We start from the raw sequence: 11,197 nt of genomic DNA, 5'->3' as shown, positions 1-11,197 counted from the left end.
GCCCCCGCAAAATCGGCCGCATCGTCCAAGCCGCACTCGTCCTCACCCACTACGAACACAGCCAACTCACCTAACCTCTTACTGAGATCACCTCATTGAAATTGCGGGGGGCGTCGTCAGGTGAGGTTGGCGAGGTTGGTGAAGACCTTTTTGCAGTCTTCGATGATCTCTCGGGTGATGTCCGCCGCCGGCCGGAGTTCCCGGAACGTGCCGACGACTTGGCCGATGAAGAACGATGCCAGGGCCTTCGCTCCGTCGTTGCCCGCTTCGGCCGCCTGGTTGATCCGCCGCCACGCCTCGTCGACCAGCATCGGTTGCAGCGGCATCGGCAGCGGCGACGGGCTGCCCGGGCTCGCCCACTCCTCGTGCCACGCGCTGCGCAGCTGACGGGCCGGTTTTCCGGTTCGGGTCGGCGAGCGCAGCGTGTCGCCGCTGGTCGCGGCCAGGAACTTGGCCTTCACCGCGGGCGAGGTGATGTCCTCGTGGCTGGACAGCCACACCGAGCCGCACCACACGCCGGCCGCGCCCAGCGCCAGCGACGCCGCCATCTGCCGCCCGGTGGCGATGCCGCCGGCCGCCAGCACCGGCACGTCGCCCGCGAGGTCCACGACCTCCGGCACCAGCACCATGGTCGCGATGGTCCCGGTGTGCCCGCCGGCCTCGGTGCCCTGCGCGACGAGCAGGTCGACGCCCATGTCCAGCTGTCGCTGCGCGTGCTTCGGCGAGCCGACCAGCGCCGCGATCGGCACCCCGTCGGCCTTGCCGCGCTCCAGCATGGCCGGCGGCGGGGTGCCGAGCGCGTTCGCGACCAGGGCGACCCGGTGCGAGAAGGCGACGTCGAGCAGCGGCTGCACGATCTCCGGGCCGACGCTGGCGGCGAACCGGTCGCCCGCCGATGCCGTGTCGGCCGGCGGGATGCCGTACTTCGCCAGCAGCGAGTCGACGAAGTCGTGGTGCTTCTGCGGGATCTGGGCGCGCAGGCTGGCCAGGTAGTCCGCCGGGTCTCCGGTGGCCGTCCTGGCGGGCACCAGCACGTCGACGCCGTAGGGGCGGCCGTCCACCTGCTCCTCGATCCAGGTGAGCTGCGCGTCGAGCTCTTCCGGGGTGTAGCCGGTCGCGGCGAGCACGCCGATGCCGCCGGCGTTGGTCACGGCCGCGACCACACCGGGTGACCGGTTGAATCCCACCAGCGGACTTTCGATGCCCAGCAGTTCGGTCAACGCGGTGCGCATGCGCGCTCCTTCCCATCGCCGGGGCGACATTGCGCCGGACAGCCGCATGATGCCTACTGCGGCCGCCGAGCACCAGAACGCATTTCGCCGACGCCGCCGCAATCCCCCACCCAGGTCTATCCACAATGGACGAGTACGTGGGCGAAACATCCCGAATCGAACTGAATCGACACCGGCAGCGCCTTGCGGCACGGGGTGAACACGAGTTTACTTGCATGGTGAACACAAGTTCACGCCGATAGCGAGGAGCCCGATGAGCCTGGCCACGCCCACCGCACGACGCAGTTCGAGGCTCATCATCGGAGTCCTCGCCTCGTGCGGCATCGCGGTGTCGTTGATGCAGACCCTGGTCGTACCGCTGCTCCCGGAATTCCCCAGGCTCCTCGATACCTCGCGGTCCAACGCGGGCTGGCTGGTCACCGCGCCGCTGGTGGCGGGCGCGGTGTGCGCCCCCGTCCTCGGCCGGCTCGGCGACATGTACGGCAAGCGCCGGATGCTGCTGATCTCGCTGGCCACCATGGCGGGGGGCAGCGCGATCGGCGCCGTCAGCGACGACTTCACCGCCGTGCTCGTCGGCCGGGTGCTGCAGGGCGCGGCGGTCGGCGTGGTGCCCCTGGGGATCAGCATCATGCGCGACGAGTTACCGGAGGGCCGGATCGGCTCCGGGGTGGCGTTCATGAGCGCGACGCTGGGCATCGGCGGCGCGGTGGGGCTGCCGGTGACCGGCGTGGTCGCCGAGAACCTCAACTGGCACTGGCTGTTCGCGGGCGCGGCCGTGTTCGCGATCGCCGAGATCGCGCTGATCCTCTGGATCGTCCCGGAGTCGCCGCTGCGCACCGGCGGCCGGTTCGACTTCCTCGGCGCGGTGGGGCTGTCGGTGGCGCTGACGTGCCTGCTGCTGGCGATCTCCAAGGGCAACGAATGGGGCTGGACCAGCGGGATCGTCGTCGGCCTGCTCGTCGCGGCGGCGGTGTCGTTCCTGGTGTGGGGCGTGTACGAACTGCGCGTCGATGCGCCGCTGGTGGACCTGCGGGTGTCGGCCCGGCCCGCGGTGCTGCTGACCAACATCGCGTCGGTGCTGGTCGGCATGGCGATGTTCGCCGGGTTCCTCGTGGGCTCGCAGATCCTGCAGGCCCCGGAGGACACCGGCTACGGCTTCGGCATGTCGCTGGTGCTGACCGGCCTGGTGCTGCTGCCCATCGGCGCCGCGATGGGCGTGTTCTCGCCGGTGTCCGCGCGGATCTCCCGGCGGCGCGGCCCGCGCACCACGCTGATCCTGGGCGGCACGGTGCTGATGGTGGGCAACCTCGCGGGGTCCTTCCTGCACTCGCCGCTGCCGCTGGTGGTGTTCAACCTGACCGTGGGCGCGATCGGCGGCGCGTTGTCCTACGGCGCCCTGCCCACGCTGATCATGCAGGCGGTGCCGCAGACCGAAACGGCCGCCGCGAACAGCCTGAACAGCCTGGCCCGCTCGATCGGCACGTCCAGTTGCAGCGCCATCGTCGTCGCGCTGACGACCGGGTCGGTGGTGCAGATCGCCGGCGTGAACTACCCGTCGACGCTCTCGTACTCGTGGGTGTTCCTGGTGGCGGGCGCGGCGGCGCTGCTGGCCGCGCTGATCGCCGCGGCGACGCCGGGAACCCGCCGGTACACGCCTGTTACCGCGCAGGTGGCGACCGCGGCGGGGCGGTCGCGCTAGCCTGAACGGCATGTCCAGCACGGCTCCGGCCCCAGCGGTCGGCGAGGACCAGCGGCGCGACGCGTGCGCCACCCGCGAAGAGATCCTCAAGGCGGCGCGGCGCCGCTTCTCGTCGTGCGGCTACGCCGACGTGACGCTGCGCGACATCGCGGCGGACGCCGAGGTCAGCGCGGCGCTGGTGATGAAGTACTTCGGCAGCAAGGAAAGCCTGTTCGCGGAGGCCTCGGGCTTCGAGCAGGACGCGGAGCGACTGCTCGACTGCGAGCTCCCCCGGCTCGGCGAGCACCTGGTCCGGACGCTGCTGGACTACCACGACCGGACCCAGGGCGACCCGCTGGTGCGGGCGGTCTTCACGTCGTCGCGACCGGCCGGGGCGCAGTTCCGCGCGAACTTCGAACGCCAGCTGGTGAGCCGGCTGGCCAAGCGCCTGACCGGCCCGAAGGCGCGCCTCCGGGCGGAGCTGGTCTGCAGCCACCTGATGGGCCTGGGCGCTGCCCGGCTGGTCCTGAAGACCAAGGCGATCAGCGCAGAACCGAAGGAAGACCTGATCGCGATCACGGCCCCGCTGCTGCAGAACTGGATCGACGGCCCCCTGTAGCGCACCGCTTTCGGTCAGCCGGCCGCTTCGACGTACGCCGCCAGGTTGGCGAGCGAGGAGGCGATCCCCTCCTCGTGGGCCGCTTGATCGATACCGGGTGGCACGTCCGCGGCGGTGACGGTCACCTCGGTCCCGGCGCCGGCGGCGGCGAGGCGCCAGGTCATCGTCATGGTGCCCGCGAACGACGGATCGGCGGCCTCGAACACCGCCCGCTGCACCACGCGCTCGTTCGGCACCAAGTCGGCGAACCCGACGTCGACGACGTCCGTGGCATCCGAGGTCTTGCCAGGACTACCCTCGGGATCGAGGTAGGTGAGGACCATCCGGAACCCGCCACCGGGCCGGGGATCCCACCGCTCGATCCGGCCGCGCATGCCGTCCGGCGGCAGCCAGGCCTCGAGGGACTCCCGGTCGAGGAGAGCGCCGTAAACGGTCGCCGGTGGCGCCGCGATCACCCGGCTGGCGCGGTCAGTCCTGCCCATGCGCCGATTCTAGGTGTTTTCGTCGATCCCCTCGCCGGTTTCCTCCTCCCGGCACGCCGATACGGCTGGATTTCCGCTAAGCACGCGGAGCGGAGCCGCAGCACTCCCTCATTCGCGAGCCCAGCTCAGCAGCGGCGCGAGGATTTCGCGCAATTGGGCCGGGTTTCGGTGGTGCAGTGCTCTCATGCCCAGCCCCCGGGCCGCTTCGACGTTCTGGAGGGTGTCGTCGACGAACAGGCAGCGCGCTTCCGGGACACCTGCTCGGGTCGCCGCGAACCGGTAGATCCCCGGGTCTGGTTTGGCGATTCCCACCCGGGCGCTGTTGACCACTTCGTCCAGGAGATCCGCTATCCCGAGCCGGGCCAGGTCCGATTCCAGCCTGGTGGTCGCATTCGACACCAGGACCACCGGGACGTGTTCCCGCGCCGCCGCGAGCAGTTCCGCGACTTCTTCGACGACTTCGCCCGCGTGGGCGGACCACTCGGCGACGAGCGCACGCGCCGCCTCCGGGCTTCCGCAGGCTTCGGCGAGGTCGGCGGCAATCGCCGCGCGCCATTGCTCGTCCGTCCGGGCCCCGGTGATCGCGGGGTTCAGCCGGTCCGGCGCGAACGCCGTCTTCGCCAGCGTCCCCCGCGGCAGGCCGTTCGCGCGGTCCAGTCCGGACATGATTTCCGGGTCCCACCAGCGAATGACTCCGTCGAGGTCGCAGAGGATCGCATCGAACTCCTTCTCGGGCATGGAGCCCATGGTGCCACCAGCGGACGGTCCACGGCCGCCGCACCGGTCCGGCCGGAGCACTCGGCCCGCCAACAGCCCGTGCGAGCCCGGAATCCGCCCGCACTGTCGTCATCGGACAGACCTCCCTCCTGGATCGATCGCGGTGCGTTCGTCCCGGATTCCCTGCTATGCACGGACTTTCGGCCGCACGCAGGTTAGCCCGTTCAGTCGTTGGATTTCAACTTTCGATTGCGCAAACTTCGTCAACAGATAACCCCTGATCAAGGAGGCGAAATGACGAGCTACGTCCGGCACATCGCGGCACGACTGGTCGGCAAGACCCGGATGGGCGGCTTCTACACCTACTGGATCATCGCCAACTGACACCGCGGCGGGGTGGAGTCCGCTCCTCACCTCCACCCCGCATTCCGGAGGGAAACCGTTGACCAGCACCAGAACCAGCACGGCTCGGCCGCCCGGCCCGAAGGGTCGCCTACTCGTCGGGAACACGCTCGACTACGACCGCGACCGGATGGCGTTCCTCCGCCGCTGCCACCAGGAATACGGCGACGTCTTCTCCTTCGACGACCGCACGATCGTGGTGCTCGCCCCGGATCTGGTGCACGACATGCTCGCCCGGACCAACGAGGACTTCCACAGCGAGAGCACGCCGATCGCGACGCGGATCGATCCGGAGCGCGCGGCGACGGACGCGCAGGTGTGGATGACCGCCAGGCGGAAGGGCTGGCACGGGCTCAGCCGCGCGGTCTCCCACGCCCATTCTGCCCGGCTGCACCCGCTGTTCCAGCGGACGCTCGACGAGACCGGTGGCCGCCAGGTCGAAGTCCTCCACGTGATGGAGCAGTTCGCCGGCCGCGCCACGGCGGACTTCTGCCTGGGCGCCGATTCCGGTGGCGTGCCGGAGGTCCTCACCGAGAACGTCAAGGCGATCGAGCCGCTCGGTGGCAGCTCCCAGCTGTTCCCGGCGTGGTGGCCGTCCAAGCGCATCCGGCGCTTCCTCAAGGCGCGGGAGAGCACGCTGGTCGTCATCACCGAGAAGATCCGGAAGCGCCAGGCGAGTTCGCCGGCACGGCCCGATCAGCCGCAGGACCTGCTCGACGTGCTGCTCGCCGCCCGAGATCCCGAGCTCAGCGAGCTCCAGGTCCAGCGGTTGCTCCGCGGCATCATGCTGGCCGCGTACGGGGTGCCGGCTTCGGCGCTGACGTGGCTGGTGCGGGTGCTGGCGACCGAGCCCGAACTGCGGCGCCGGGTGTCCGAGGAGGCCGAGGCCTGGCCGCACGAGGAGGCGCCGCCGCTGTCCGCGTTGCCGCAGACCGAGGCGGTGATCAAGGAAGTCCTGCGGCTGTGGCCGCCCACCTGGCTGATCGGGCGGACCGCCCGGCGGGAGACCGCGCTCGGCGAGTGGCGATTGCGGCCGAACGACCAGGTGATGTTCAGCCCCTACCTGATCCACCGGGACCCGCGCTGGTGGTCCGATCCGGACCGGCTGGTGCCGGAGCGGTGGCTCGACGCGCAGGAGTCCCCGCACCGCCACACCTACATCCCGTTCGGCGCCGGACCCCGGGTCTGCGTCGGCACCCAGCTCGGCATGATCCAGATGGCGCTGGCCGCCTTCTGGTTGGTGCGCGAGTACGAGGTGACCACAGAGGACGGTTCCTGCCCGCCGAAGTTCCAGGAACTCCTGCAGCCGCAGGGATTCGCCGCGCGTTTCACCCCGCGCAAGTCGTGAGCGAAAGGCCGGTTCACAGCGGCAGACCGGCTTCCAGATGCTCCAGGCCCCGATCCAACGCCTCCAGCGCGTCCAGGTCCGGATCATCCGCCCAGCGCAGCCACACCTCCAGCAGCACGCCGAACACCGCCCCGGTGAAGCTGCGGACCGCCGCGTCCCCGGGATCGCGACCGGCCCGTTCGGCCACCAGCTCGGCGAGCATGCGCTGGGTCTGCCTGATGTTGCCCAAGCTCGCCGCCCAGAGTTCCGGGACGGTGAGCACGAGTTCCTGGAGCTGCCGCCGCCGCGCGACTTCGTCGCCGGAGAGCCCGCCGAAAGCCGAGCCGATCGCCCCGCGGACGGCCTGCAGAGGAGTCAGCTCCGCAGGTTGGGCGCGGAACGCCTCGACCACCTCCGGGGCGTAGCCGTCGGAGATGACCAGCTCCTCCTTCGTCGGGAAGTAGCGGAAAACGGTGCTGGGCGAGACCTCCGCGGCCTCGGCGATCTGCTCGACGGTGGTCGTCTCGTAGCCCTGGGCCGCGAACAACCGCAGCGCCTGCCGCTGGATCGCCGAGCGGGTCCGGGCCTTCTTCTTCGCCCGCAGCCCGGGGGCCGGGCTCGGTTCAGGGCTTGCCGTCATGGCTCGATTCTCCTCGCCGCGCCGGATCGAACGGGATCGCGGTGCGGAACTTGCCGCCCAGGCCCTGCTGCGGTGGCTCCGCGGCCCGTTGCAGGTCGACACCTCCCAAGCCCCGGTCGGCGAGGGCGCGGGCAACTCCGTCGAGCACGGTGCGCCAGACCTCCTCCGCATCGGCGCCCGCGGCGCAGGTCAGCCTGATCCGCAGCGCCATCGGCCCGGTCTGCTCGGCCTGGAACAGGCCGACCCCGGGCACCCGGTCGATCAGGGTGTTCAGCACCATCGACGGGATCTCGACCGTTCCCCCGCCCGGTGCGGGGAAGGCAAGGCTGTTGGCCACGCGGCCGCGCACCCGGAACGCGGGCCGCGGGTCGCCGCACGGGCAGGCGTCCGGCCGCTGCAGGACGCTGTCGCCGAGGTCGTAGCGCAGGATCGGCTGGATCCGGTTGGCCAGGTTGCTCACCAGCACGGTGTGCGACAGCTCGCCGGGCGGGACCGGCCGGTGGTCGGCGTCGACGGGTTCGAGCACCGCCCAGTCGCTGTTGACGTGGTACCAGCCGTGCGCGCAACCGTCGGTCAGGAAAGGGCATTCGGTGGCCCCGTAGGTGTCGCGGACGCGCGCCCCGAAGGCCGCGGCCATCCGCTCCCGTTCCCACGGCGCCACCGCTTCGCCGGCCGTCTCCACCAGCACCGGATCGATGTGCAGGCGGCGTTCGTACTGCTCGCGGGCCAGCAGGGAGACCACGCTGGCGTAGCCGATGACGATCGCGGGCCGGAAGGCGTTCAGCCCGGCCACCAGCTCCGCCATCGACGCGTGCGCGGAGAACACCCGGACGAGCCGGCGGGTGACCGGGTTGGCGAACAGCCGCTCGGATCCGGCCGCCACCAGGAAGTGGCCGCCGGTTGCCACGACCAGCGCCATGCGGCCACCGCGCGCCACCGCCCCGGCCAGCCCGGCCGCCCCCAGCCAGGAACTCCGCATCCGCGACGCCAACGCGACGTTGACGGCCAGCGCCCGCTGGTCGACCACGAAGATTCCCGGCGCGCCTGTCGTGCCCGACGCCGTGATCAGCGTGTACCGCCCGGCGAACGGCTTCCCGGCCGATCCGGGGTCGGCCACGAACTCCTGCGCCGCCGCCCACGTCACCGAGCGGTCGGTGACCCAGTCGTCGAACTCCGACATCAGCGCCTTCTTGCCGGTCACCGGCAGCAGCGCCGGGTCGGTGACCCGGTCCGGCAGGCCCCGGTAGAGCCGCCGGTAGAAGGGCGAATTCGCCCTGGCGAAGGCGACCTGCGCGGCCAACCGGGCCCGCCCGCGCTCCGCCATCGCCGCCGGACCGAGCCGACGCAGCCGGTCCGCCTCCCTCAGCCGCCCCAGGATGCTCTCGCGCACGACCACTCCCTCACGAAGAATATTGACAGTGTACTCCCATTTGAGAGTCGACTGTCAGATTACTCGGACGCGAAGAAGGGCACCCCGGCGGACCGGAGGTGCCGTTGAACGGCGCGCTAGCGGACTGCTCGGGACATCGCCGCGCGCGATGCCTGGCGGGGCGGTTCAGGTGCGCTGAGCGATCTTTCCCGGGAACGCCGGGAAGGACGCCAGGCCGCGGACGACCGACGTCGGGCGGCGCACCACAGGTCCGGCGCGGCGCAGATCGGGCACCCGGGTGGCCAGGCAGCGGAACGCGACCTCCCCCTCGATCCGCGCCAGCGGGGCGCCGAGGCAGTAGTGGCTGCCCGACGAGAAGGCCAGGTGCTCGCCCTGGACCTCCCGGGTGATGTCGAAGCGGTCGGGATCCTCGTGCTTCGCCGGGTCCCGGCCGGCCGAGGCCAGCAGCACCAGCACCGGCGTGTCCTTGCGCAGCCGGCGGCCGGCGAGCTCCAGCGGCTCGTGCGCGATCCGGCCGGTCATCTGCACCGGCGGGTCCCAGCGCAGGGCCTCCTCCACCACGGCCGGTGCCAGGCTCGGGTCGGCGCGCAGGAGGTGCCACTGCTCCGGGTGGTTCAGCAGCGCGTTCGCGCCGTTGCCGACCATGCTGACGGTCGTCTCGAAGCCGGCGACCAGCAGCAGGTTGCACAGCTGCACCAGCTCCGTGCTGGTGATCTTGTCATCGTCGAGCGCGGTCACCAGGTTGCTCACGACGTCGTCGCCCGGGTCCGCGCGGCGCTGCTCGATGAGCCTGGCGAACATCGCGTCCAGCTCGTTCAGGGATTCCCGCATCTGCCGGAGCTGCTTGGTCGAGCGGACCCCGTCCAACGAGCCGGACACCACCAGGCCGTGGTGCCCCAGCCGGTCGGCGTCCACTTGGGACAGCCCGAGCAGGTCGCAGATCACCCGGATCGGCAGCAGGCTGGCGTAGTCGCGGACCAGGTCGAAGCTGCCGCGCGCGATCGCCTCGTCCAGCAGTTCGTTGGCGATGTCCTCGATCCGCTGGCGGTACTTCTCCATGCGGCGCGGCCGCAGCTCCGGCGCGGCCAGGCGCCGGATCCGGGTGTGGTCCGGCGGGTCGAGTTCGAGCAGCGAGAGCTGGAGGTCGACGGCGGCCGCGGTGGGGTCGCCGTAGGACCCGTCGCTGCGGAGCACGCCGAATCGCCGGTCCCGCAGCACTTCCTCGCAGAGTTCGTGGGTGGTGCAGATCAGCAGCCCGAGCTTGCTGCGGATCAGCGGCCCCCGCGCCCGCATCGCCGCGTAGATCGGGTACGGGTCGTCGCGCCACGGGGAGTGCAGCAGGCGGGCGAAGGAATCACCGCCCTTGGCGAACAGGTAGGCCAGCGCCCCTTGGGCGAACAGCCTCGCCCGGAGCCCGAGCTCGGCGAACGTGCTCTGGTCGGCCCGGGACTGCTGACCGGACATCGTGGAACCTCCGTCATCGATTGGATGGGAGAAACGGGGCCTGGTTCCAGCCTCGTTTCGCGTCGCGGTGCGAGTAGCGGGCCCCGGGCGCCGCCTGGACTCCTCCGTCCTGCGCAATTTCCATTGAAATTGGACCTTCGATTTCAATGGAAATTGCGGCGCTACGGGACGCGGGGGCGGCCGAGGGCCGGTGCGTCGAGACTCATCGTTTCGGGTAGGGCTCGCGGCTCCGGAACCAGGTGCAGCCGCTGGACCCCGGCTTCCGCCGGGCGTTCGGCGCTGCATTCGCAGCGCTCGTCGGTGAAGCCCGCGAAGCGGTAGGCGATGTCCATCATCCGGTTTCGGTCGGTGGCCCGGAAGTCGGCGACGAGGTGCACGCCGGCCCGGAATGCCTGGTCCACCAACCAGTTCAGGACGACCGTGCCCACCCCGAAGGAGACCACCCGGCACGAGGTGGCCAGCAGCTTGAGGTGCCAGTGGTCGGGGCGGGTTTCCAGCAGCAGCACGCCGATGGCGCCGTGCGGGCCGAAGCGGTCGGTGAGCGTGACCACCAGGACCTCGTGGGCCGGGTCGGCGCAGAGCTCGCGCAGCACGGCGTCCGGGTAGTGCACCCCGGTGGCGTTCATCTGGCTGGTGCGCAGCGTCAGCTCTTCGACCCTCGACAGCTCCTCGCCGTCCGCCCGGCCGACGCGCAGTTCGAGGCCCAGCGTGCGCAGGAACTCCTCGTCGGGCCCGGCGAAGGACTCCCGTTCGGACTCCCGCTGGAAGTTCGCCTGGTACAGCTGCCTGCGCCGCCGGGAATCGACCGTCACCGCCCGCGGGCTGAACTCGGGCAGCCCCGGCAGGGCCAGCGCCTGATCGGCCGGGTAGCAGCGGACCTCGGGGAGGTGGAAGGCGACCTCCGCGCGTTCGGCCGGCTGGTCGTCGATGAAGGCGATCGTGCCGGGCGCGAAGTTCAACCGCTCCGCGATGCGGCGAACCGAATCCGACTTGCGCCCCCACCCGATCTGGGGAAGCACGAAGTAGTCGGCCACGCCCAGCTCCACCAGGCGCGCCCACGCCGGGTCGTGATCATTCTTGCTGGCCACCGCCTGCAGGACGCCGCGGGAGTCGAGCTCCTCGACGACGGCGGCGATCCCGTCGGCCAAGCGCACGTTCCCGTCCTCGACCAGGGTGCCCCGCCACAGGGTTTCGTCCAGGTCCCAGACCAGGCATTTCACCAGCGTCTGCTTGTCGTCCATCGGTA

General features: G+C 70.9%; 10 protein-coding genes. 3 read left to right on the top strand and 7 right to left on the bottom strand.

Annotation, left to right across the window (positions count from 1 at the left end; translation table 11 throughout):
• Positions 1 to 116 precede the first annotated feature (116 nt).
• Positions 117 to 1,232: an NAD(P)H-dependent flavin oxidoreductase gene (locus AC07FN_RS22035; protein WP_478397282.1), complete on the bottom strand. Its 1,116-nt coding sequence runs from the start codon at positions 1,230 to 1,232 to the stop codon at positions 117 to 119.
• A gap of 253 nt (positions 1,233 to 1,485) precedes the next feature.
• Here AC07FN_RS22035 and AC07FN_RS22030 point away from each other — a divergent pair, with 253 nt between their 5' ends.
• Together AC07FN_RS22030 and AC07FN_RS22025 are read left to right on the top strand one after the other, a co-directional pair.
• Positions 1,486 to 2,931, top strand: a complete 1,446-nt coding sequence (locus tag AC07FN_RS22030) for an MFS transporter (protein WP_478397281.1) — start codon at positions 1,486 to 1,488, stop codon at positions 2,929 to 2,931.
• A gap of 10 nt (positions 2,932 to 2,941) precedes the next feature.
• A complete protein-coding gene (locus tag AC07FN_RS22025) occupies positions 2,942 to 3,529 on the top strand; it encodes a TetR/AcrR family transcriptional regulator (protein WP_478397280.1) in 588 nt (195 codons plus the stop codon).
• A 14-nt stretch (positions 3,530 to 3,543) separates the two neighbouring features.
• Here the strand turns inward: AC07FN_RS22025 and AC07FN_RS22020 are convergent, their stop codons facing one another.
• Together AC07FN_RS22020 and AC07FN_RS22015 are read right to left on the bottom strand one after the other, a co-directional pair.
• Positions 3,544 to 4,011 carry an SRPBCC family protein gene (locus AC07FN_RS22020; protein WP_478397279.1) on the bottom strand — a complete coding sequence of 156 codons (468 nt, stop codon included), beginning with the start codon at positions 4,009 to 4,011 and terminating at the stop codon, positions 3,544 to 3,546.
• Between the two features lie 108 nt (positions 4,012 to 4,119).
• Positions 4,120 to 4,749, bottom strand: a complete 630-nt coding sequence (locus AC07FN_RS22015) for an HAD family hydrolase (protein ID WP_478397278.1) — start codon at positions 4,747 to 4,749, stop codon at positions 4,120 to 4,122.
• Between the two features lie 421 nt (positions 4,750 to 5,170).
• On the opposite strand from AC07FN_RS22015, the gene AC07FN_RS22010 reads away from it, so the two are divergent.
• Positions 5,171 to 6,478: a cytochrome P450 gene (locus AC07FN_RS22010; protein WP_478397277.1), complete on the top strand. Its 1,308-nt coding sequence runs from the start codon at positions 5,171 to 5,173 to the stop codon at positions 6,476 to 6,478.
• A 13-nt stretch (positions 6,479 to 6,491) separates the two neighbouring features.
• On the opposite strand, the gene AC07FN_RS22005 is transcribed toward AC07FN_RS22010, so the two are convergent.
• The 4 genes from AC07FN_RS22005 to AC07FN_RS21990 all read right to left on the bottom strand — a co-directional run bounded on the left by AC07FN_RS22005 (position 6,492) and on the right by AC07FN_RS21990 (position 11,192).
• Positions 6,492 to 7,097: an acyl-CoA-like ligand-binding transcription factor gene (locus AC07FN_RS22005; RefSeq protein ID WP_478397276.1), complete on the bottom strand. Its 606-nt coding sequence runs from the start codon at positions 7,095 to 7,097 to the stop codon at positions 6,492 to 6,494.
• A complete protein-coding gene (locus tag AC07FN_RS22000; protein ID WP_478397275.1) occupies positions 7,081 to 8,487 on the bottom strand; it encodes a phenylacetate--CoA ligase family protein in 1,407 nt (468 codons plus the stop codon). The genes AC07FN_RS22005 and AC07FN_RS22000 overlap by 17 nt, the downstream gene beginning before the upstream one ends.
• 165 nt (positions 8,488 to 8,652) lie before the next feature.
• Positions 8,653 to 9,951 (bottom strand): cytochrome P450, encoded by a 1,299-nt coding sequence (locus tag AC07FN_RS21995; RefSeq protein ID WP_478397274.1) that lies wholly within the window; start codon positions 9,949 to 9,951, stop codon positions 8,653 to 8,655.
• Between the two features lie 161 nt (positions 9,952 to 10,112).
• Positions 10,113 to 11,192 (bottom strand): HAD-IIIC family phosphatase, encoded by a 1,080-nt coding sequence (locus tag AC07FN_RS21990; RefSeq protein WP_478397273.1) that lies wholly within the window; start codon positions 11,190 to 11,192, stop codon positions 10,113 to 10,115.
• Positions 11,193 to 11,197: the final 5 nt, after the last annotated feature.

It is taken from the genome of Saccharopolyspora sp. NPDC045941 (assembly GCF_056431445.1).
The sequence above is the reverse complement of the archived record's forward strand: the minus strand, read 5'-3'. Positions and strand labels throughout refer to the sequence as shown.